The sequence below is a fragment of the Burkholderia sp. LAS2 genome, assembly GCF_018417615.1.
GTDB classification, from domain to species: Bacteria; Pseudomonadota; Gammaproteobacteria; order Burkholderiales; family Burkholderiaceae; genus Burkholderia; species Burkholderia sola.
Genome location: NZ_CP071052.1, coordinates 1,027,322 through 1,049,327, shown reverse-complemented (window position 1 = coordinate 1,049,327; position 22,006 = coordinate 1,027,322). Strand labels below are relative to the sequence as shown.

The following is a 22,006-nucleotide window of genomic DNA, read 5'->3' as shown; positions in this document are numbered from 1 at the left end:
CACGGCAAGGCATTGGTCGGAGAAAAACTTTCTCCGCTCAAAAACCCCGCGATCAGTGCTGACGGAAAGGAAAGTATTCGGCGGAAAAACCGGCATCGCTCGCGAAGCGTTGCCAATCGAAGTGCGGGCCCGGGTCGGTCTTGCGGCCCGGCGCGACGTCCGAGTGACCCGCGAACGCGTCGACCGGATAGTGCGCGGCGAGCGCGCGGGAGAGCGCGGCGAGCACCGCGTATTGCGCATCGTCGAACGGGACGTCGTCCGCGCCCTCGAGCTCGATGCCGATCGAGAAATCGTTGCAGCGGGTGCGGCCGAAGAACTCGGACGAGCCCGCGTGCCACGCGCGCTCGTCGCACGACACGAACTGCACGAGTTCGCCGCCGCGGCGGATCAGGAAATGGGCGGACACGCGCACGCCGCGCAGGTGGCGCTGGTAATAGGGGTGCGCATCGCAGTCGAGGCGATTCAGGAACAGCGCCTCGATCGCGTCGCCGCCGAATTCGCCGGGCGGCAGGCTGATGTTGTGGACGACCACGAGCGTCGGCGCCGCACCCGCGGGCCGCGCCTCGAAGTTCGGCGACGGCGCATGGCGCGCTTCGCGCACCCAGCCGTTCGCGTCGACCGACAACACCGGCGCGTCGCTCATCGCGCGTCGCGGCCGTTCACGCGCGTGGCGTGGCGCTGCGCATGCTCGGCGCTGCAGAAGTATTCGCCGCTCGCGGCGACGGCGTCGCCCTTCGGCGCGTGCACGCCGCATTCGGCGCAACGCACCATCGGCTCGGGCAGCGACCGCGCGTCGCCGTTCGGGCGCGCGGCGCCACCACCGACACCGGCACCAGGCGCGCCGTCGTAACCGGCGCCGCGGCCGGTGCGCGCCTGCGCCTGTTCCTGCGCGGCGCAGCTTGCGCGCGAGCCAAGAACCGGCGAAGAAGAGAAGGATCAGGAGAAGAATCTGTCGCATCGGAAACCTGCGGTCAAACCACGGAGCGGTGCAGCAGCACCTCGAACACGAATCGGCTGCCGACATACGCGAGCAGCAGCGCGGCGAACGACACGAGCACCCAGCGCGCGGCGCCGCGGCCGCGCCAGCCCGACGTCTTGCGGGCGACCAGCAGGCCGCCGAACATCAGCCACGACAGGATCGCGAACACCGTCTTGTGGTCGAGCCGCAACGCGCGCGCGTCGACCTGTTCGCTGAACAGGATGCCCGACGCGAGCGTCAGCGTCAGCAGCACGAAGCCGGCGCCGATCAGGCGGAACAGCAGCTTCTCGAGCGTGAGCAGCGGCGGCAGCGTTTCGAGCCAGCTCGCGATCCAGCCGGTCGAGCCGTCGCGCCCGCCGTGCCGCAGCGACTGCAGGCGCCGCTCGACCATCAGCATCAGGATCGCGTGCAGCGCGGCGATCGCGAAAAGGCCGTACGCGATGTTCGCGATCAGGAAATGCAGCTTGAACAGCGGCGCTGCGGCATAAGGCAGCACCCGCACGCCGCCGAACACGAGCGGCAGCAGCGACGCGCCGCACGCGAGCGGCAGCACCAGCAGGCGCAGGCTGTCGAGCGGGAAGAAGAAGCTCTCGATCCAGTAGATGCCGGCGCCGAGCCAGAACATCGCGGACAGCGCGAACGCGAAGCCGAACACCATCGCGTCGTTCGGAAAGATCGTCATGTGGAGCAGCACGCCGCGCGCGAGCAGCGCGGCGAACAGCAGCGCGCGACCGGCCCCGCTCATCCCGGACGCGGCCGATGCAGGGACCGGCACGGCCGGCACGCTCGCGACGAGCGGCGTCGCGCCCTGGCGATGCGTGCGCCAGCCTGCGACGGCGAGGCCGCCGTACAGGAATGCGGTGAGGGCATACAGTACAATATCCATGTTCGAAGTTTACACTAGGCCCCCTTCCCGCGACGGCTCCCTTTGTTCGGTTCCGCCGCGCCTTCGGGCCCCACTGTCCATCGCTCCCCATGCTCGACAATCTCACTCAACGGATGGCGCGCGTCGTCAAGACGCTGCGCGGCGAGGCCCGGCTCACCGAGGCGAACACGCAGGAGATGCTCCGCGAGGTGCGTCTCGCGCTGCTGGAAGCCGACGTGTCGCTGCCGGTCGTCCGCGAATTCATCGCCAAGGTCAAGGAAAAGGCGCTCGGCGAAGAAGTGATCAGCAGCCTGTCGCCGGGCCAGGCGCTCGTCGGCGTGGTCCAGAAGGAACTGACCGCCGTGATCGGCGGCGACTACGAAGGCAAGGCCGCCGAGCTGAACCTCGCGGTCACACCGCCCGCCGTGGTCCTGATGGCCGGCCTGCAGGGCGCGGGCAAGACTACGACCGTCGGCAAGCTCGCGAAGCTGCTGCGCGAGAAGTACAAGAAGAAGGTGCTCACGGTGTCGTGCGACGTGTATCGGCCGGCCGCGATCATGCAGCTGAAAACGGTGACCGAGCAGGTCGGCGCCGACTTCTTCCCGTCCACGCCGGACCAGAAGCCCGTCGACATCGCGCTCGCGGCCGTCGACTGGGCGAAGCGCCACTACCATGACGTGCTGCTCGTCGACACGGCCGGCCGCCTCGGCATCGACGAAGCGATGATGCAGGAAATCGCCGCGCTGCACGGCGCGCTGAAGCCGGCCGAAACGCTGTTCGTCGTCGACGCGATGCTCGGCCAGGATGCCGTCAACACCGCGAAGGCGTTCAACGACACGCTGCCGCTCACCGGCGTCGTGCTGACCAAGCTCGACGGCGATTCGCGCGGCGGCGCCGCGCTGTCGGTGCGTCACGTCACGGGCAAGCCGATCAAGTTCGTCGGCGTCGCCGAGAAGCTCGACGGCCTCGAGGTGTTCCACCCCGACCGGATGGCGAACCGGATCCTCGGCATGGGCGACATCCTCGCGCTCGTCGAGGAAGCGCAGCGCGGCGTCGATGTCCAGGCCGCGCAGAAGCTCGCCGACAAGGTCAAGAAAGGCGGCGATTTCGACTTGAACGATTTCCGCGCGCAGATCTCGCAGATGAAGAACATGGGCGGTTTGTCGTCGCTGATGGACAAACTCCCCGCGCAATTCCAGCAGGCGGCTGCCGGCGCCGACATGGGCCAGGCCGAGAAGTCGATCCGCCGGATGGAAGGCATCATCAGCTCGATGACGCCCGCCGAGCGCGCGAAACCCGAAATCATCAAGGCGACGCGCAAGCGCCGCATTGCGGCCGGCGCGGGCGTGCCGGTGCAGGAAGTCAACCGGATGCTGAACCAGTACGACCAGATGCGTACGATGATGAAGAAGCTGAAGGGCGGCAACATGCAGAAGATGATGCGCGGCCTGAAAGGCATGATGCCCGGCATGCGCTGATTACGTCCGTCGGCCGGCGCGCGGGTTTTTGCCGTAGCGCGCGCCTGCCGTTCTGCTTCATCCTTATTTGTATACCGACTGCCCGCCAGAACACATGAACCGCGAAGAAGCCCTCCACATTTTCGACCACTCCGAAGAGATCGTCTCGGCCGACGCCGTCAATGCGTCGATCTCGAAGATGGCCGACGCGATCCGCGCCGAGATCGGCGACGCGTTCCCGCTCGTTCTCTCGGTGATGGGCGGCGCTGCGGTGTTTACCGGGATGCTGCTGCCGCATCTCGATTTCCCGCTCGAATTCGACTACATCCACCTGACCCGCTACCGCAACACGACGCAGGGCAGCCCGGAGATGCACTGGCGCGTCGCGCCGCGCGAATCGGTGAAGGACCGCATCGTGCTCGTACTCGACGACATCCTCGACGAAGGCGAGACGATGGCCGCGATCCGCGACCGCATCCTCGACATGGGCGCGAAGCGCTTCATGTCGGCCGTGCTGTGCGAGAAGACGCTCGCGAAGGCGAAACCGCTGCACCCCGACTTCTGCGGCTTCTCGGTGCCGGACCGCTACGTGTTCGGCTGCGGGATGGACGCGAAGGGCTACTGGCGCAACCTGCCGACGATCCGCGCGCTGACCGCGAACGTCTGATCGCCGCGCTGTCCGCTATATAAATAGAAAGCGGCGCTCCGGTTGCCCGGAGCGCCGCTTTTTTCGTCGGCCCGCCGCGCCGCCCGCGCTACGGCTGCAACTGGTGCACGAACGCGCGAATGCCCGCGAGCAGCATCTCGACCGAGATCGCGACAAGCACGAGGCCCATCAGCCGCTCGAACGCGGCGACGGTCCGCTCGCCGAGCCACGCCTGAATCCGTTCGGCCAGCACCAGCGTGATCGCGCAGACGATCATCGTGACCGTCAGCGCGCCGACCCACTCGAGCATTTTGCCGGGCGCCTGCGACGTCAGCAGCATCACCGTCGCGAGCGCGGACGGCCCGGCCAGCGCCGGAATCGCGAGCGGCACGATGAACGGCTCGCCGCCCGCGCGCGGATCGCTGCCGAGCGCGCCGTCCGGATGCGGGAAGATCATCCGCAGCGCGATCAGGAACAGCACGATCCCGCCGCCGAGCCGCAGCGACAGGTCGGTGAGGCTCATCATCCGCAGGAAGCGGTCGCCGACCAGCATGAAGAACAGCAGGATCACGAACGCGATCCCCACTTCGCGCAGGATCAGCTTCACGCGCCGCTCGCGCGGCACATCCCGCATCGCCGTGATGAACAGCGGGATGTTGCCGAGCGGATCCGTGATCAGCACGAGGAGCACGGTGGCCGACAGGAACGTGTATTCCATCGTGTCCCCCGGTCGCCGCGCTTAGTGCGCGAGCGCGGCGCGGATCTTTTCGGCGACCGTCGCCGCGGCCGTGTCGGCCGGCAGCAGCGTCGCTTCGGCGTCGCGGCGGCCCTGGTACTCGATCTTGCCTTCCTTCAGGCCGCGCTCGCCGATCACGAGACGATGCGGCACGCCGATCAGCTCCCAGTCGGCAAACATCACGCCCGGGCGCTCGCCGCGATCGTCGAGGATCACGTCGATGCCGGCCGCGACGAGTTCCGCGTACAGCTTGTCGGCCGTCTCGCGCACCATGTCGCTGCGGTCATAGCCCATCGGGCACAGCACGACCTCGAACGGCGCGATCGACTCGGGCCAGATGATCCCGCGGTCGTCGAAGTTCTGTTCGATCGCCGCGCCGAGAATGCGCGTGATGCCCACGCCGTAGCAGCCCATCAGCATCGGCTGCGGCTTGCCCGACTCGTCGAGGAACGTCGCGCCCATCGCTTCCGAGTACTTGGTGCCGAGCTGGAACACGTGGCCGACTTCGATGCCGCGGCAGATGTCGATCGCGCCCTTGCCGTCCGGCGACGGATCGCCCTTCTTCACGTTGCGCACGTCGGCGACGTCCGGCTCCGGCAGGTCGCGGCCCCAGTTCACGCCCGCGATGTGATAGTCGACCTCGTTCGCACCGACGACGAAATCGCTCATGTTCGCGACCGTACGGTCGGCGATCACCTTCACCGGCTTCTTCGTGCCGACCGGGCCGAGATAGCCCGGCGGCGTGCCGAACCACTCGACGATTTCCTGCTCGGTCGCGAAGCGGTGGTTCTTCAGGCCCGGCAGCTTCGACACCTTGATCTCGTTCAGGTCGTGATCGCCGCGCAGCATCACGAGCCAGATGGTCGGCTCGGCGCCTTCGTTGTCGGTCGCGAGCACGATCGACTTGATCGTGCGCTCGAGCGGGATCGCCAGCAGTTCGGCGACGGCCTCGCACTTCGCCTTGCCGGGCGTCGCGACCTTTTCCATCGCTTCGGCCGGCGCCGCGCGCTCAGGCGTCAGCGGCAGCGCTTCGGCCGCCTCGACGTTCGCCGCGAATTCGGACGTCGGGCAGTACGCGATCGCGTCCTCGCCGGTATCGGCGATCACGTGGAACTCGTGCGAGAAGTTGCCGCCGATCGAGCCGCTGTCGGCCGCGACCGCGCGGAACTCGAGGCCCAGGCGCGTGAAGATGCGCACGTACGCGTCGTACATCTTGCGGTACGACTCGTTCAGGCCGGCCGCATCCTTGTCGAACGAATACGCGTCCTTCATGATGAATTCGCGGCCGCGCATCACGCCGAAGCGCGGGCGGATCTCGTCGCGGAACTTCGTCTGGATCTGGTAGAAGTTCACCGGCATCTGCCGGTAGCTCTTGATCTGGTTGCGCGCGATGTCGGTGACGACTTCCTCGTGCGTCGGCCCGATCACGAAATCGTTGTCCTTGCGGTCCTTGAAGCGCAGCAGCTCGGGGCCGTACTGCTCCCAGCGGCCCGACTCCTGCCACAGCTCGGCCGGCTGCACGGCCGGCATCAGCAGCTCGATGGCGCCCGCCCGGTTCATTTCCTCGCGCACGATCGCCTCGACCTTGCGAATCGAACGCAGGCCGACCGGCAGGTAGTTGTAGATGCCGCCGGCGACGCGACGGATCATGCCGGCGCGGACCATCAGCTTGTGGCTGACGATCTCTGCGTCGGCGGGTGCCTCTTTCAGGGTGCCGATAAAGAAACGGGAAGCTTTCATGCGGACGGTTCCAAAAACGGCGCCCCCAGGCGGGGCGCCCGAAAAAGTTTCAAGGTGAAAAAGCGGCGCGCCGCGAACGACGATGGCGCAGATGACGTAGCAGACTAATCAGGGACAATTCAGCCGGTGTGCCCCGCGCGGATTCGCTCCGTCACGGTGCGCAGCGCCCGTTATCTGTTTATAATCAAAGCAATTTTAAAGGATTCGAAGGTGGTTGTATGCTGGATCGTGAAGGCTTTCGCCCGAACGTCGGCATCATCCTCTTGAACGCGCGCAACGAGGTGTTTTGGGGCAAGCGGCTCCGCGAGCATTCCTGGCAGTTTCCTCAAGGTGGGATCAAGTACGGCGAGACCCCCATGCAGGCGATGTACCGGGAACTGCACGAGGAAACGGGCCTGCATCCGGAACACGTCAAGATAATCGGCCGCACCCGCGACTGGTTGCGTTACGAGGTGCCTGACAAGTTCATCAAACGCGAAGTACGCGGTCATTACCGCGGCCAGAAGCAGATCTGGTTCCTGCTGCGGATGGTTGGACGCGATTGCGACATTTGCTTGCGCGCGACCGACCACCCGGAGTTCGATGCGTGGCGCTGGAACGAGTATTGGGTACCGCTCGATGCGGTGATCGAGTTCAAGCGGGATGTCTATCAGTTGGCGCTGACGGAACTGTCGCGCTTCCTGCGCCGCCCGGCGCAGCGAGCCGAGAAGCCGCGCGGGCCGCGTGTGTCGCGCTATCCGCGCGTCATTGGCGCACAGGCTCAAACGCTGACGATTGTCGACGCATCGGTGGTTTGTTCGGAGATCGAAGTGGAAGCGAGCACGCTCGACGAGATGCCGCCCCACGTGATCGTCGGCAAGTGACGAGTCGGACTGCATGACCGGGCGCGACCTTGGTGTCGCGCCCTTTTTTTACGAGGAATGCATATTGAAAGCGATTGCTCTCGCGCTCGCATCGATCGCCGCGATGGCCGCCCTGGCCGGCTGCGCGAACTCGAAAGCGCCGTCCAACAAGGATGACAGCGAGTTCGTGTACCTGCTCGACCGTCAGGGAACCTGGAAGGAAAACGCCGTCGACACGCTGCCGCCGCTGCCGCAAACGGGCGATCTGCTGCCGTTCAACGTGTCGCAGAACACACCGCTGAAGTTCTTCGTCGATGCGAAGTCCCTCGAGGTCGGCAGCGACGGCGTCGTGCGCTACGCAGTCGTCGTCACGAGCCCGGCCGGTGCGCGCAACGTGAACTACGAAGGCATCCGCTGCGACACCTACGAATGGCGCCAGTACGCCGGCCTGAACTCGGACCACAACGGCTGGGATCGCACCGTCGAGAACGACTGGCGGCGCATCGAGAACGGCGAGCTGAACGCCTACCACTCCGCGCTCTACCAGGACTACTTCTGCGCGAACAAGATGCCGCAGGGCTCGACCCGGCAGATCCTCGAAAACATCCGGTTCCACCGCACCGCGATGACGCAGTTGCGCTGACGGCACGCGATGCGGGTCGTCCGCATCGCCCTCCCGCCGGACAAAAAAGCCCGCATCGCGCGGGCTTTTTCATTTGAACGGCGGCATTTGGCCGGCGCTCACACCAGCACGAGGTTGTCGCGATGAATCAGTTCGGGCTCCAGCATGTAGCCGAGCACGGTCTCGATCTCGCCGCTCGGCTTGCGGTGAATCAGCTTCGTTTCCGCGCTGCTGTAGTTCGTGAGCCCGCGCGCCACCTCGCGCCCGTCCGGGCCGACGCACGCGATCACCTCGCCGCGCGCGAACGCGCCCTGCACGTCGATCACGCCGATCGGCAGCAGGCTCTTGCCGCCGGCCGTCAGCTTCTCGACCGCGCCCGCGTCGATCACGACATGGCCGCGCACCTGCAGATGGTCGGCCATCCATTGCTTGCGTGCCGCCATCCGCGCGGTACGGGCGATCAGTTGCGTGCCGATCGCCTCGCCGGCCGCCAGGCGCACGAGCACGTCGGACTCCCGGCCGCTCGCGATCACGGTATTCGCGCCGCTGTGGGCCGCACGCTTCGCCGCGAGGATCTTCGTCAGCATCCCGCCGCGACCGAGGCTCGAACCGGCCCCGCCCGCCATCGCCTCGAGCTCCGGTGCGCCCGCATTGGCCTCGCCGACGAGCGTCGCATTCGGGTCCTTGCGCGGATCGGCCGTGAACAGCCCCGACTGGTCGGTGAGGATGATCAGCGCATCGCCTTCGATCAGGTTCGCGACGAGCGCGCCGAGCGTGTCGTTGTCGCCGAACTTGATTTCGTCGGTCACGACCGTGTCGTTTTCGTTGATGATCGGCACGACGCCGAGCCGCAGCAGCGTGAGCAGCGTCGAGCGCGCATTCAGGTAGCGCTCGCGGTCCGCCAGATCGGCGTGCGTGAGCAGGATCTGCGCAGTGCGGATGCCGTGCTCGGTGAAGCGGCTCTCGTAGACTTGCGCGAGCCCCATCTGGCCGACCGCGGCAGCGGCCTGCAGCTCGTCGATTTCCCGCGGCCGCTTGCTCCAGCCGAGCCGCTGCATGCCTTCGGCAATCGCGCCCGAACTGACGAGCACGACTTCCTTGCCCTGCGCACGCAACGCGGCGATCTGGGCTGCCCAGCGGCCGATTGCAGCATGATCGAGCCCCTTGCCGTCGTTGGTCACGAGGCTGGAACCCACTTTCACCACCAATCGCTTCGAATCCGCGATGATCGAACGCATCCTGCACTGTCTCCTGTATCTGATGCCGGCCCGCCGGGCGCGATGGAACGCCGACGCCGGGCGGCACGCCCGGCGCGTGATCTGACCGCCTGACCGTTCAGGCGTCGTCGCCCGGGGCCGCGCCGCCCTTCGCCGGCGGCGCATCGCGGAAACGCACGTCCGCCGCGAGATCCTCCGCCTCCGCCGCGCGATGCGCGTCCGAATGTTCGGAGAGGTAGTCGTAGATCGCGTAGCACAGTGCTTCGCAGCCCTGGCCCGTCAGCGCCGAGATCTCGAACACCGGGCCGTCCCAGCCGAAACGGTCGAGGAAATCCGCGACGCGCGCCTCGCGCTCGTCTTCCGGCACCATGTCCAGCTTGTTGAGCACGAGCCAGCGCGGCTTCTCGTAGAGCGCCTCGTCATACTTGCGCAGTTCGCCGACGATCGCCGTCGCTTCCGCGACCGGATCGACGCTTTCGTCGAACGGCGCGAGATCGACCAGATGCAGCAGCACGCCGGTACGCTGCAGGTGACGCAGGGAATTGATGCCCGAGGCCCGCGCCTTCGGCCGCCCCTTCGATCAGCCCCGGGATATCGGCGATCACGAAGCTCTTGCTCGGGCCGACCCGCACCACGCCGAGATTCGGCGCAAGCGTCGTGAACGGGTAGTCGGCGATCTTCGGCTTCGCATTCGACACCGACGAGATGAAGGTCGACTTCCCCGCGTTCGGCATGCCGAGCAGGCCGACGTCGGCGAGCACCTTCAGCTCGAGCTTCAGCATGCGCCGCTCGCCCGGCTTGCCGTCCGTCTTCTGGCGCGGCGCGCGGTTCGTGCTCGACTTGAAATGCAGGTTGCCGAGACCGCCGGCGCCGCCCTGCGCGAGCATCACCTGCTGGTCGTGCTCGGTCAGGTCGGCGATCAGCTCGCCCGTTTCCATGTCGCTGATGATCGTGCCGACCGGCATGCGCAGCGTGACGTCGTCGCCGCCCTTGCCGTAGCAATCCGAGCCGCGACCGTTTTCGCCGTTGCGCGCGAGGTGCTTCTTCGCGTAACGGTAGTCGATCAGCGTGTTGATGTTGCGGTCGGCGATCGCGTAAACGCTGCCGCCCCGGCCGCCGTCGCCGCCGTCCGGCCCGCCGAACGGGACGAATTTCTCGCGGCGCATCGACGCGCTGCCATCGCCTCCGTCGCCGGCGATGACTTCGATTCGTGCTTCGTCAATGAACTTCATTCGTCACTCCGCCCAGTATTTCCGCTATTGTGCCGCGCGCCGGCACGCTTGAACAATCTGCCGTTCGGCCGATCGACCGCCGGTTGCGCGAGGGTCGCCGGTCCGCACTGGCGGGCGGCGACCCAATAAAAAAGGCCCCGCGAAGACTGCGGGGCCTTTCGGCTACGAAGCCCGTGGGTGCCTGACTTAGGCAGCCGCCGGGACGACGATGACCAGATGCTTCTTGTCCGCGCCCTTCGTCGCGAACTTGACGTGACCGTCGACCAGCGCGAACAGGGTGTGATCCTTGCCCATGCCGACGTTCTCGCCAGCGTGCATGCGCGTGCCGCGCTGACGCACGATGATGCCGCCAGCGTTGATTGCCTGGCCGCCGTACACTTTCACGCCGAGACGTTTCGACTCGGAGTCGCGGCCGTTCCGGGAAGAGCCGCCTGCCTTTTTGTGTGCCATCTGATTGCTCCTTTACCGAGGCGCTTACGCGTTGATCGCGTCGATGCGCAGCTCAGTGTAGTTCTGGCGGTGGCCGCCGTGCTTTTGGTAGTGCTTCCGGCGACGCATCTTGAAGATGGTGACCTTGGCATGACGACCGTGCGACACAACGGTGGCCTTGACGGAAGCCCCACTGACCAGCGGCGTACCGAACTGAATCGATTCGCCTTCGCCCACTGCGAGAACCTGGTCGAGCGTGATTTCAGCGTCAATGTCAGCCGGTATCTGTTCTACTTTGAGTTTTTCGCCAACGGCAACCTTGTACTGCTTGCCGCCGGTTTTTATGACCGCGTACATTGAGAACCTCACTCTGGATCCAATTTTTCCGCACACCACGCGCGGAAAACACGTGATTATACATGGGCTTAGCATCCAAGTCAAAGCCGATCGACGATTGCCGCGCGCGGGCTTCGGCCGGACGGCCAAAATCGCGCCGCTGGTACGTCTGACAGACCGGCATATCGCGGATTCGACTTATAATCCGCCGCATCACCCAATTCCATCATCATGTCGTCGTCCACCGCCTCCCCCACCCTCAGCGCCGCCCACCTGCTCGCCCCGATCACCAGCGACATGGAGCAGGTGAATCGCGTTATCCGGCAAAGCCTCGCGTCCGACGTGCTGCTGATCAACCAGATCGCCGAATACATCATCGGCGCGGGCGGCAAGCGGCTGCGTCCGGCGTTGCTGCTGCTCGTCGCCGGCGCGCTCGGCGAAACGTCGCACCAGCGGCACGTGCTGGCCGCCGTCGTCGAGTTCATCCACACGGCCACGCTGCTGCATGACGACGTCGTCGACGAATCCGAGCTGCGCCGCGGCCGCCAGACGGCCAATGCGCTGTTCGGCAACGCGGCGAGCGTGCTGGTAGGCGACTACCTCTACTCGCGCTCGTTCGAGATGATGGTCGGCGTCGGCAAGATGCGCGTGATGGAGATCCTGTCCGAAGCGACGACGATCATTTCGGAAGGCGAGGTGCTGCAGCTCCTCAACATGCACGACGCGGACGTCGACGAAACGCGCTACATGCAGGTGATCCGCTACAAGACGGCGAAGCTGTTCGAGGCGTCGGCGCGCCTGGGCGCGGTGCTCGCGGGCGCCGATGCGCCGACCGAGGCCGCCGCCGCCGAATACGGCCGCCGGATCGGCACCGCGTTCCAGATCATGGACGACTGGCTCGACTATGCGGGCACCGCCGAGGCAATGGGCAAGAATGCCGGCGACGACCTGCGCGAAGGCAAGCCGACGCTGCCGCTCATCTATCTGATCGAGCGCGGCACGCCCGAACAGTCGGCGCTCGCACGCGAGGCGATCGAACACGGCGGCACCGATCGCTTCGACACGATTTTCGAAGCGATCACGCGCTCGGGCGCGCTCGATCACACGCTTGAATGCGCACGCCAGGAAGCGCAGGCGGCCGCCGCGGCGATTGCCGCGTTCCCCGATTCGATCTACAAGGAAAGCCTGCTCGGGTTGTGCTCATACTCGACGTCGCGGCAATCGTAAACACGCCGCGAACGCGAAGCGATGCGTTGTCTCGAAAATTTTCTTCATCAAAGTATTCCCTTTTAGAAAAAACATCGTTATAGTTACGTTCTTGCTTGTGACGACGCAGCGATTCTTAACGAAGACGGCGAAGTCAGAAGAGCAAAAATCGGGGTGTAGCTTAGCCTGGTAGAGCGCTACGTTCGGGACGTAGAGGCCGGAGGTTCGAATCCTCTCACCCCGACCAGATTTAAAAAAACCGTGCACCGCGTGCACGGTTTTTTCGTCCGGCCGCCGCGGGCCCTCGTGTCGCGCGCGACACATCGCGGTCGCCGGCCTCTGCTATATTTCCCCCATCCCTGTCCTTCACTGCCCTTTCCAACGCGTGGACCAAATTCCCTTATGGGCGCAAATCGGCGCCGTCTTCCTGCTTCTTCTCTGTTCCAGCTTCTTTTCCATTTCCGAGACCGCGATGATGGCGCTCAACCGCCATCGGCTGAAGCATCTCGCAGGTCAAGGCGCACTCGGCGCGAAAACCACGCAGGGGCTTCTCACGCGCACTGACTTGCTGCTCAGCGTGATCCTGATCGGCAACAACCTGTTCAACACGATCATCCCGGTCCTCACGACGTCGCTCGCGCTCCATACGTTCGGCCGCAACAACCTCGCGCTGTCGATCGCCACCGGCGTCGTCGCGTTCCTGATCATCGTGTTCGCGGAAATCGCGCCGAAGATCGTCGGCGCGACGTTCCCCGAACGCATCGCGCTGCCCGCGAGCCTCGTGATCGCCCCGCTGATGCGCGTGTTCAAGCCGGTCGTGTGGTTCGTCAACGCGCTCGCGAACGGCGTGCTGTGGGTACTGCGCATCAACACGAAGACGGGCCGCGACCAGCGGATGTCGGCCGACGAGCTGCGCGCCATCGTGCTCGAATCGAGCAGTTTCATGCCGACCAAGCACCGCAGCATCCTGCTCAACCTGTTCGACCTCGAGAACATCACGGTCGACGACGTGATGGTCCCGCGCCGCCAGATCGAGTCGCTCAACTTCTACGCGCCGCTCGACGACATCCTGCATCAGCTCGAAACCTGCTATCACAACCGGCTGGTCGTCTACGAAGGCGACATCGACAAGGTGCTCGGCGTGCTGCACGTGCGCAAGACGCTCACCGGGCTGCACAACCAGGATTTCGACCGCGAGACGCTCCGCGCGCTGCTCGCCGAACCGTACTACGTGCCGTCCGGCACGCCGGTGGTCCAGCAGCTCCAGTTCTTCCAGGAAACCCGGCAGCGCACCGCGCTCGTCGTCAACGAGTACGGCGAACTCGAAGGGCTCGTCACGCCCGAGGACATCATCGAGGAACTGATCGGCGAATTCACGACGTCGATGCCGCGCAGCGAACGCGCGGGCGGCTGGGACGAGAACGGCGAATGCATCGTGTCGGCCAGCATGCCGCTGCGCGAGCTGAACCGCTGGCTGCACCTGAAACTGCCGACCGACGGGCCGAAGACGCTGAACGGACTGGTACTCGAGATCCTCGAGGAAATTCCGGAAGACGACGTGTGCCTGAAAATCGGCGACGTGATGCTCGAGGTGATGCGCAGCGACGATCAGGCAGTACGCACCGTCAAGCTCTTCAAGCCGCGCGGCACGCGCACCGTGCGCGCCGCCTCGCGCTAGGGCCGGTTCACGCTAATAACGGGCTAGCGCTAGCCGAACGGCCGACTGCCGGCGCTGGCCGCGACGCGCGATGATCTGCGCATCACGGTCAACTGGCGGCCAGCGTGCCGGCTCACATGCACTTTCCTTCCTCCGCGGCGTCGCTACACGCGCGGTCGGCGCCCGCGCACGCCGACGCGCCGCCCGCCGACACGCCCCATGCACTCGATGCGGCCCAGCTCGACGATGCCCCCGCCGTACGGCTGCTGACGGACACGCTGCACGCGGCGCGCGTGCGCGACGCGTCGGACATCCACGTCGAGCCGTTCGAAGCCGGCTGGCGCATCCGTCTGCGCATCGACGGCGTGCTGCATGAACACGCGCGACCGCCGCTGCACCTGCGCGATGCGCTCGTCACGCGGATCAAGGTGCTCTCGCGCATGGACATCGCCGAGCGGCGGCTTCCGCAGGACGGCCGGCTGCGCATCGCGATCGACGGCGGCACGCGCGGCGACTATCGTGTCAGTTCGCTGCCCACGCTGTTCGGCGAAAAGCTCGTGCTGCGGCGGCTCGAAACGCTGCCGCCCGATCTCACGCTGGCCAACCTCGGCTTCGATGCGCGGCAGGCGGCCGCGATGGAGGCCGCGATCCGCGCGCCGCATGGCCTCGTGCTCGTCACGGGCCCGACCGGCAGCGGCAAGACGCTGTCGCTCTACTGCGCGCTGCAAATGCTCGATCGCGACGCGCACAACGTCTGCACGGTCGAGGATCCCGCCGAGATCCAGCTCGACGGAATCAATCAGGTCGGCGTCGCCGACAAGGCGGGGCTCACGTTCGCGACGGCGCTGCGCGCGCTGTTGCGACAGGACCCGGACGTCATCATGGTCGGCGAGATTCGCGATGCGGAGACGGCCGACGTCGCGATCAAGGCCGCGCAGACCGGCCATCTCGTGTTGTCGACGCTGCACACGAACGACGCGCCGGCAGCCGTCGCGCGGCTGCTCGACATCGGCGTCGCGCCGTACAACCTCGCCGCCGCGCTGCACCTCGTCACCGCGCAACGCCTCGTCCGGCGCCTGTGCGTTCACTGCCGCGCGCCTTCGGACGCATCGGCGCGCGCGCTGCGGGAATCCGGCTGCGACCCGGCGGCGCTGGCGGCCGGCTGGCGGCCGTTCGTCGCGCGCGGCTGTTCCGCCTGTCACGGGATCGGCTATCGCGGCCGCATCGGCCTGCATCAGACGATGCCGGTCTCGCCGCGCTGGCCGAGCGCATCGTCGCGCGGGCGAGCGTCGGCGAACTCGCGCACTGCGTGGCGGCCGAAGGCGTGCGCACGCTACGCGACGCGGCATTCGCGCGCGTCATGGACGGCACGACGAGCCTCGCGGAAGCCGTCGCCGCCACCCCCGCCGCGTGAACGTGCGCACGCCGCCGCGCGAAACCCGCTTCGCATGGCGCGGCCGCCATCGCGACGGCTCTCCACGCCGCGGGATCGTCATCGCGTTCGACGCCTCGGCCGCGCGCGCCACGCTCGCGCGCGACGGCATCGCGGTACTGTCGCTCGACGTCCGCGGGCCGGCCCGTCCGCCTACGGCGGCCGCGCGCGACATCACGCGCTTCACGCGCCAGCTCGCGAGCCTGCTGCAGGCCGGCCTGCCGCTCGCGCCGTCGCTCGAGATGCTCGCGCGCACCCGCACGCGCGACGGCGTGCCGCGCATTGCCGCGGGTCTCGCCCGCGAGATCGTCGGCGGCCGGCGCTTCGCCGATGCGCTCGCACGCTATCCATCGCAATTCGGCACGCTGTATCGTCAGTTGATCGAGGTCGGCGAAGCGTCCGGTTCGCTCGGCGTCGTGCTGACACGGGTCGCGGAACACCGCGAGCGCGCCGATGCGCAATGGCGCAAGCTGCGCGCCGCACTCGCGTATCCGGCCGCCGTCATCCTGTTCGGGCTCGCGATCTCCGCTGCATTGATGATGTGGGTCGTGCCGACCTTCCGGCAGATCTTCGACGGTTTCGGGGCCGCGCTGCCCGCGCCGACCCGCGCGCTGCTCGCGCTGTCCTCCGCGCTGTCGGCGTGGGGCGGCGTACTCCTGGCCGGCGCGGCCGCCACGGGCCTTGCCGCGCGGCACGCGCTGCGGCGCTCGGCCGCGCTGCGTCACGCGCTCGCGCGGCGCCTGCTGCGCGCTCCGCTCGCAGGCAGCGCGCTCGAGCGATACGCTGCCGCACGCTGGTGCCGCTCGCTGGCGACCCTGCTCGGCGCCGGCGTGCCGCTCGCCGATGCGTTCGCCACGCTGGAGCGCACGGCCGGCCACCCGGTGTTCGCGCACGCCACCGCGCACATCGCCGCACGCGTGTTGCGCGGCGTACGTCTGGCCGATGCGATGCATTCGGCCGGCTGCTTTCCGGACGACGTCGTGCAGCCGATCGCCGTCGCCGAGGAAACCGGTGCGCTCGACACGATGCTTGCCGACATCGCCGCGCTGTGCGAACGCCAGCTGGACGCGCGCCTCGATGCGCTCGCGGCGCTCGGCGAACCGTTGATCGTGATCGTGCTGGGCGCACTCGTCGGCGGTCTCGTGATCGCGATGTATCTGCCGATCCTTCAACTCGGCAACGTGGTGTAGCATCGCAACCGATTCTGTCGCCTTTTAAGTCCGAACCTTGAGCCTCATGACGCCCGCGCCCCTGTCCGCCGTTTCCGATTCGCCCGAGAGCACGCTGCTCGCGCTGGCGATGCTGCCGCCCGCGCTGCAGTATGCGTTCGCGGTCGTCGTCGGCCTTTGCATCGGCAGCTTCCTGAACGTGGTCGTGCACCGGTTGCCCGTGATGATGCAGCGCGCATGGCAGGCCGAGATCGCCGAGGCGACGGGCACCGCGAGCGCCCCGCCCGACGACGGTTATCCGCCGCGCTACGATCTGTGGCGCCCGCGCAGTGCCTGCCCGCATTGCGGCCACGTATTGCGCGCGTGGGAAAACATCCCGCTCGTCAGCTACCTGATGCTGCGCGGGCGCTGCCGGCGCTGCGGCCATGCGATCGGCATCCGCTACGTGCTCGTCGAGATCGCGTGCGCAGGGCTCGCCGCCGGCTCGCTCGCGGCGTTCGGCCCGACCGTCGCCGCGCTTGCCGCGTTCGCGTTGTGCGCGGCGCTGCTCTCGATGAGCGCGATCGATATCCGGACCGGCTACCTGCCCGACTCGATGACGCTGCCGCTGCTGTGGGCAGGGCTCGTGCTGAACCTCGGCGGCACCTTCACGTCGCTGCGCTCGGCCGTGATCGGCGCGATGGCCGGCTACCTGTTCCTGTGGTCGATCTACTGGCTGTTCAAATGGCTGCGCGGCATCGAGGGCATCGGTTTCGGCGACCTGAAGCTGCTTGCCGCGCTCGGCGCATGGATGGGCTGGGCCGCGCTGCCGCAGGTCGTGCTGTTCGCGGCGGTGACCGGCGCGATCGTCGGGCTCGTCGCAACCTGGCGCGGCCGCATGCGCTTCGAGGAGCCGATTCCGTTCGGCCCGTTCCTCGCGGCCGGCGGCGTCGCCACGCTGTTTTTCGGCACCCCTTTCTATGCGGCGCTCGGAGGCTGACATGTTTTCCGTAGGACTCACGGGCGGCATCGGCAGCGGCAAGACGACCGTTGCCGACCTGTTCGGCGCCCGTGGCGCATCGCTCGTCGATACCGACCTGATTGCCCACCGCATCACCGCGCCGGGCGGCCTCGCGATGCCCGCGATCGAGCAGGCTTTCGGTCGCGACTTCGTGGCCGCCGACGGCTCGCTCGATCGCGCGAAGATGCGCACGCTGATCTTCAGCGACGACGCCGCGCGCCGGCGCCTCGAAGCGATCACGCATCCGCTGATCCGCGCGGAGACCGATCGCGACGCGCGCAAAGCGCGGGGTCCGTACGTAATGTTCGTCGTGCCGCTGCTCGTCGAGTCGGGCACCTGGAAGGCGCGCAGCGATCGCGTGCTCGTCGTCGACTGCCCGGTCGAAACGCAGATCGCGCGCGTGATGCGGCGCAACGGTTTCACGCGCGAACAGGTCGAAGCGATCATCGCGCGACAGGCGTCGCGCGAAGCCCGCCTCGCGGCGGCCGACGACGTGATCGTCAACGACGCGCTCACGCCCGACGCGCTCGCCGCGCAGGTCGATGCACTGCACCAACGCTATGTCGAATTCGCGGCCGCCGCGCACTGAGCATCGCGCGCAATCGTGATGGTGTACGAAATTGGCGCGTTGCTAGGGTAGAGAGGGGGCATTAGAATGTCCTTCATTGTTTCAATCCCTACCCAAGAGGCGAGCGCGCTTGATTCTTTACGAGTATCCGTTCAACGAGCGAATTCGCACGCTGTTGCGTCTCGAAGATCTGTTCGAGCGCTTCACGTTCTTTTTGGCTCAGGAGGACCCGCGTGAACACCACGTCGCGCTGACGACGCTGTTCGAAATCGCCGAGGTAACGGGCCGCGCGGACCTGAAATCGGATCTGATGAAGGAGCTCGAACGTCAACGCCAGACGCTCGCCCCCTTTCGCGGCAATCCGGGCATCGAGCAGAACGCGCTCGAGGCCGTGCTCGGCGAAATCGAGCAGACGCTCGCGAATCTCGCGCAGATGCAGGGCAAGACCGGCCAGCACCTCGTCGACAACGAGTGGCTCGCCAGCATCCGCAGCCGCGCGGTGATTCCGGGCGGTACCTGCAAGTTCGACCTGCCGTCGTACTACGCGTGGCAGCAATGGCCTGCGGAGCAGCGGCGCCAGGACATCGCGAAGTGGGTCCTGCCGATGCTGCCGTTGCGCGACGCCGCGGCGATCGTGCTGCGGCTCGCGCGCGAATCGGGTCAGGCGTCGAAGGTCATGGCGATGCAGGGCAGCTACCAGCAGATGCTGTCCGGCCGCACCTACCAGCTGATGCAGGTACGGGTGCCGCCGGAGCTGCGCGTCATTCCCGAGGCGAGCGCCAACAAATACATGCTGTGGGTGCGGTTCACCATGCAGGACGGCGATGTACGGCCGCGCGCGGTGGACATCGACGTGCCGTTCCATCTGACACTGTGTAATCTGTAACGGCCACGTGCCGGATCGATGCTTTCGTATGACTACCGTTGTGAAATGTCCTTCGTGCGGCGCCGAAGTGCGCTGGACGCCTGAAAACAAGTTCCGTCCCTTCTGTTCGGCCCGCTGCAAGCAGCTCGACCTCGGCGCATGGGCCGCGGAAAAGTATCGGATCGGCGGCGCCTCCGACGAGGGTCCGTCGTCGGAAGAAGACGGCACGGACAACCGCCGCGACAGCTGAGCGGCGCGCGACGCCGCCGTCCGCTGATATGGCCCGCGTTTCAGGCGGGCCGCCGCGGCGTCATTGCGACGCCGCTTCCTTCTCGAGCAGTTCGAGCACCGGCAGCGCCGCCGGCAACAGCGGCGCAACCTCGACCGGCAGTTGCTGCCACACGAACGCCTGCCCTTCCTTGCTGTGCGGCTCGCCCGTCCAGCCCGTCACCTTGCAGAAATAGAGCCGCACATACGCGTGCGGATAATCGTGCTCGAGCGTGTGCCAGCGGTGGCTGGCCGTGACGTCAATGCCGAGTTCCTCGTGCAGCTCGCGCGCCAGCGCGTCCTCGACGCTTTCGCCGGCCTCCAGCTTGCCGCCCGGAAACTCCCAGTAACCTTCATACGGCTTGCCCGGCAGGCGCTGCGCGAGCAGATAACGCCCGTCCGGCTGCACCATCACGCCGACCGCGACTTCGGTCACCTTGCGACCGTCCGGCGCCCGCACGGCGCCCTGTGCCTGATCCGCGCTCATGCCTGCTCCTTGCGGCCCGACCAGTCCCGCGCGAACTGCCACGCGACGCGGCCCGAACGCGAGCCGCGCTCGAGCGCCCATACGAGCGCGTCGCCGCGCGCGGTCTCGATCTCCGCATCCGGGCAGCCGAAGTGACGCAGCCAGTGCGCGACGATGTCGAGGTAGTCGTCCTGCTTGAACGGATAGAAGCTGACCCACAGGCCGAAGCGCTCCGACAGCGAGATCTTCTCCTCGACGACTTCGCCGGGATGAATCTCGCCGTCCGGCAGATGCTTGTACGACTCGTTGTCGCTCATGTACTCGGGCAGCAAATGGCGGCGGTTCGACGTCGCGTAGATCAGCACGTTGTCCGACTGCGCGGCGATCGACCCGTCCAGCGCGACCTTCAGCGCCTTGTAGCCCGATTCGCCGTCCTCGAACGACAGGTCGTCGCAAAACACGATGAACCGCTCCGGACGCTGCGAGATCAGGTCGACGATGTCGCCGAGATCGTGCAGGTCGTCCTTGTCGACTTCGATCAGGCGCAGCCCGTCGTTCGCGTACGCATTCAAGCACGCCTTGATCAGCGACGACTTGCCGGTGCCGCGCGCGCCGGTCAACAGCACGTTGTTGGCCGGCTTGCGCTGCACGAACTGCCGCGTGTTCTGGTCGATCAGCACTTTCTGGCGATCGATGTTGTGCAGGTCGCCGAGCGTGATCGACGACACGGCCGGTACCGGCTGCAGGTAGCCGCGCCCCTGGCGCTTGCGCCAGCGGAACGCGTGCGCCGCGTTCCAGTCGATGGCCGCCGGTGCGGGCGGCAGCATTCCTTCGAGACGGCCGAGCAGCGCTTCCGCGCGCGTCAGAAACTGTTCAAGCTTGTCCATGTCGTTCGAGCGCTCCCGATCAGGAGCGGTAATCCGCGTTGATGCTCACGTAATCGTGCGACAGGTCGCACGTCCAGACGGTGGCCTGCGCGTCGCCACGACCGAGCAGCACGCGGATCGTGATCTCGCTCTGCTTCATCACGCGCTGGCCGTCCTCTTCCTGGTAGGCCGGGTTGCGGCCGCCCGCCTTCGCGACTAGCACGTCGTCCAGATAGAGGTCGATCTTGCCGACGTCGAGATCCGCGACGCCCGCATAGCCGATCGCCGCGAGAATCCGGCCCAGGTTGGGGTCGGATGCGTAGAAGGCCGTCTTCACGAGCGGCGAATGGCCGATCGCGTACGCGATCTGGCGGCATTCGGCGACGCTCTTGCCGCCTTCGACCTGCACCGTCATGAATTTCGTCGCGCCTTCGCCGTCGCGCACGATCAGTTGCGACAACACCTGAGCGACTTCCGTCACCGCGTCGCGCAGCACCGCATAGGCCGGCGAATCGGTCGACGTGATGGCCGGCAGCGAGCTCTTGCCCGATGCGATCAGGATGAACGAGTCGTTCGTCGACGTGTCGCCGTCGATCGTGATGCAGTTGAACGAGCGGTCGGCGACTTCCTTCACCAGCGTGTCGAGCACCGGCTGCGCGACGTTCGCGTCGAACGCGAGGAAGCCGAGCATCGTCGCCATGTTCGGCTTGATCATGCCCGCGCCCTTGCTGATGCCCGTCAGCGTGACCGTGTGACCGTCGATCGTCACCTGGCGCGACGTCGCCTTCGGCAGCGTGTCGGTCGTCATGATCGCCTGCGCGGCGTCGAACCAGTTCGCGGCCTGGCGGTTCGCGAGCGCGGCCGGCAGGCCGGCCTTCAGGCGGTCGATCGGTAGCGGCTCGAGGATCACGCCGGTCGAGAACGGCAGCACCTGCGCCGGCGCGATGCCCGCGAGACGCGCGAGCTCCGTGCAGGTCTCGCGTGCGTTCACGAGGCCCGGGTCGCCGGTGCCCGCGTTCGCATTGCCCGTATTCACGACCAGCGCGCGGATGCCCGCGCCGCCCGCACGGACCTTCGCCAGGTGCTCGCGGCAGACGGTGACCGGCGCCGCGCAGAAACGATTTTCGGTGAACACGCCCGCGACCGTCGCGCCTTCGTCGACGGAAATGACCAGCACGTCCTTGCGATTCGGCTTGCGGATGTTCGCTTCCGCCCAGCCGAGCGTGACGCCGGCGACGGGATGCAGTTGGGCGGGATCGATCGACGGAAAATTGACAGCCATGGGGCACACCTGCCGGATGGAAAATGCCGGCATGCGCCGGCATCGATTGGAAGAACCGGCGGCCCCACGCGGGCCGCCACAACTCACATCACTGACTCGACGCTGCGAACGACGCGGCACGCGTGAC

General features: G+C 66.8%; 21 protein-coding genes, 1 tRNA gene and 3 pseudogenes. 13 read left to right on the top strand and 12 right to left on the bottom strand.

The annotated features are described in order from the left end of the window. Positions 1-52: 52 nt before the first annotated feature. From ampD to JYG37_RS04895, 3 genes and pseudogenes are all read right to left on the bottom strand, one after another. On the bottom strand, positions 53-643 hold the full coding sequence (gene ampD / locus JYG37_RS04905) for a 1,6-anhydro-N-acetylmuramyl-L-alanine amidase AmpD (protein WP_050013877.1): 591 nt from the start codon (positions 641-643) through the stop codon (positions 53-55). Beyond that, positions 640-958, bottom strand: a pseudogene (locus JYG37_RS04900) (PP0621 family protein). The gene ampD and the pseudogene JYG37_RS04900 overlap by 4 nt, the downstream one beginning before the upstream one ends. A 13-nt stretch (positions 959-971) precedes the next feature. Beyond that, a complete protein-coding gene (locus JYG37_RS04895; protein WP_213345916.1) occupies positions 972-1,865 on the bottom strand; it encodes a cytochrome C assembly family protein in 894 nt (297 codons plus the stop codon). A gap of 89 nt (positions 1,866-1,954) precedes the next feature. Between JYG37_RS04895 and ffh the strand changes: the two genes are divergently transcribed. Next, positions 1,955-3,322 (top strand): signal recognition particle protein, encoded by a 1,368-nt coding sequence (ffh, locus tag JYG37_RS04890; protein WP_089488154.1) that lies wholly within the window; start codon positions 1,955-1,957, stop codon positions 3,320-3,322. Between the two features lie 94 nt (positions 3,323-3,416). Continuing rightward, positions 3,417-3,968 (top strand): hypoxanthine-guanine phosphoribosyltransferase, encoded by a 552-nt coding sequence (locus JYG37_RS04885; RefSeq protein ID WP_023477519.1) that lies wholly within the window; start codon positions 3,417-3,419, stop codon positions 3,966-3,968. Between the two features lie 88 nt (positions 3,969-4,056). On the opposite strand, the gene JYG37_RS04880 is transcribed toward JYG37_RS04885, so the two are convergent. Both JYG37_RS04880 and JYG37_RS04875 read right to left on the bottom strand, forming a co-directional pair. Beyond that, positions 4,057-4,665 carry a MarC family protein gene (locus JYG37_RS04880; protein ID WP_050013881.1) on the bottom strand — a complete coding sequence of 203 codons (609 nt, stop codon included), beginning with the start codon at positions 4,663-4,665 and terminating at the stop codon, positions 4,057-4,059. A gap of 21 nt (positions 4,666-4,686) precedes the next feature. Beyond that, complete coding sequence (locus JYG37_RS04875; RefSeq protein ID WP_050013882.1) at positions 4,687-6,423, bottom strand: proline--tRNA ligase; 1,737 nt, start codon at positions 6,421-6,423, stop codon at positions 4,687-4,689. Positions 6,424-6,641: 218 nt separating this feature from the next. Here JYG37_RS04875 and JYG37_RS04870 point away from each other — a divergent pair, with 218 nt between their 5' ends. Both JYG37_RS04870 and JYG37_RS04865 read left to right on the top strand, forming a co-directional pair. Further along, the gene (locus tag JYG37_RS04870) at positions 6,642-7,286 is read left to right on the top strand and encodes an RNA pyrophosphohydrolase (protein ID WP_050013883.1); all 645 of its coding nucleotides are present in this window, start codon (positions 6,642-6,644) and stop codon (positions 7,284-7,286) included. Positions 7,287-7,299: 13 nt separating this feature from the next. Continuing rightward, entirely contained in the window at positions 7,300-7,908 is a 609-nt protein-coding gene (locus JYG37_RS04865; protein ID WP_050013884.1) for a CNP1-like family protein, read from the top strand. Between the two features lie 98 nt (positions 7,909-8,006). Here JYG37_RS04865 and proB read toward each other — a convergent pair whose 3' ends face one another. The 4 genes and pseudogenes from proB to rplU all read right to left on the bottom strand — a co-directional run bounded on the left by proB (position 8,007) and on the right by rplU (position 11,122). Next, on the bottom strand, positions 8,007-9,125 hold the full coding sequence (proB, locus tag JYG37_RS04860) for a glutamate 5-kinase (RefSeq protein WP_050013885.1): 1,119 nt from the start codon (positions 9,123-9,125) through the stop codon (positions 8,007-8,009). Between the two features lie 97 nt (positions 9,126-9,222). Next, a pseudogene (gene obgE, locus JYG37_RS04855) lies at positions 9,223-10,336 on the bottom strand (GTPase ObgE). A 186-nt stretch (positions 10,337-10,522) separates the two neighbouring features. Then, the gene (rpmA, locus tag JYG37_RS04850; RefSeq protein ID WP_006476999.1) at positions 10,523-10,786 is read right to left on the bottom strand and encodes a 50S ribosomal protein L27; all 264 of its coding nucleotides are present in this window, start codon (positions 10,784-10,786) and stop codon (positions 10,523-10,525) included. A gap of 24 nt (positions 10,787-10,810) precedes the next feature. After that, on the bottom strand, positions 10,811-11,122 hold the full coding sequence (rplU, locus tag JYG37_RS04845; protein ID WP_004194344.1) for a 50S ribosomal protein L21: 312 nt from the start codon (positions 11,120-11,122) through the stop codon (positions 10,811-10,813). 210 nt (positions 11,123-11,332) lie between these two features. Here rplU and JYG37_RS04840 point away from each other — a divergent pair, with 210 nt between their 5' ends. From JYG37_RS04840 to JYG37_RS04800, 9 genes and pseudogenes are all read left to right on the top strand, one after another. Beyond that, positions 11,333-12,328 carry a polyprenyl synthetase family protein gene (locus JYG37_RS04840; protein ID WP_050013887.1) on the top strand — a complete coding sequence of 332 codons (996 nt, stop codon included), beginning with the start codon at positions 11,333-11,335 and terminating at the stop codon, positions 12,326-12,328. 149 nt (positions 12,329-12,477) lie between these two features. Next, positions 12,478-12,554: transfer RNA gene (locus JYG37_RS04835), tRNA-Pro, on the top strand. Positions 12,555-12,692: 138 nt separating this feature from the next. Next, a complete protein-coding gene (locus JYG37_RS04830) occupies positions 12,693-13,985 on the top strand; it encodes an HlyC/CorC family transporter (RefSeq protein ID WP_050013888.1) in 1,293 nt (430 codons plus the stop codon). A gap of 116 nt (positions 13,986-14,101) precedes the next feature. Beyond that, positions 14,102-15,378, top strand: a pseudogene (locus tag JYG37_RS04825) (GspE/PulE family protein). Beyond that, a complete protein-coding gene (locus tag JYG37_RS04820; RefSeq protein ID WP_089488153.1) occupies positions 15,375-16,586 on the top strand; it encodes a type II secretion system F family protein in 1,212 nt (403 codons plus the stop codon). Before JYG37_RS04825 ends, JYG37_RS04820 begins: the two are co-directional and overlap by 4 nt. A 46-nt stretch (positions 16,587-16,632) precedes the next feature. Continuing rightward, entirely contained in the window at positions 16,633-17,544 is a 912-nt protein-coding gene (locus JYG37_RS04815; protein ID WP_050013891.1) for a prepilin peptidase, read from the top strand. Position 17,545: 1 nt separating this feature from the next. Next, positions 17,546-18,154, top strand: coding sequence for a dephospho-CoA kinase (gene coaE / locus JYG37_RS04810; RefSeq protein ID WP_050013892.1), 609 nt, complete (start codon positions 17,546-17,548; stop codon positions 18,152-18,154). A 109-nt stretch (positions 18,155-18,263) separates the two neighbouring features. Next, positions 18,264-19,019 carry a cell division protein ZapD gene (zapD, locus tag JYG37_RS04805; protein WP_050013893.1) on the top strand — a complete coding sequence of 252 codons (756 nt, stop codon included), beginning with the start codon at positions 18,264-18,266 and terminating at the stop codon, positions 19,017-19,019. A 28-nt stretch (positions 19,020-19,047) separates the two neighbouring features. Then, positions 19,048-19,248, top strand: coding sequence for a DNA gyrase inhibitor YacG (locus JYG37_RS04800; protein ID WP_011544509.1), 201 nt, complete (start codon positions 19,048-19,050; stop codon positions 19,246-19,248). A gap of 60 nt (positions 19,249-19,308) precedes the next feature. Here JYG37_RS04800 and JYG37_RS04795 read toward each other — a convergent pair whose 3' ends face one another. Genes JYG37_RS04795 through argJ form a run of 3 tightly spaced genes read right to left on the bottom strand, consistent with a single transcriptional unit; the run spans position 19,309 to position 21,879 of the window. After that, positions 19,309-19,752, bottom strand: a complete 444-nt coding sequence (locus JYG37_RS04795) for an NUDIX domain-containing protein (protein ID WP_050013894.1) — start codon at positions 19,750-19,752, stop codon at positions 19,309-19,311. Beyond that, positions 19,749-20,618, bottom strand: coding sequence for an ATP-binding protein (locus tag JYG37_RS04790; RefSeq protein ID WP_050013895.1), 870 nt, complete (start codon positions 20,616-20,618; stop codon positions 19,749-19,751). The genes JYG37_RS04795 and JYG37_RS04790 overlap by 4 nt, the downstream gene beginning before the upstream one ends. 19 nt (positions 20,619-20,637) lie before the next feature. Next, complete coding sequence (argJ, locus tag JYG37_RS04785; RefSeq protein WP_213345915.1) at positions 20,638-21,879, bottom strand: bifunctional glutamate N-acetyltransferase/amino-acid acetyltransferase ArgJ; 1,242 nt, start codon at positions 21,877-21,879, stop codon at positions 20,638-20,640. Between the last annotated feature and the right edge of the window lie 127 nt (positions 21,880-22,006).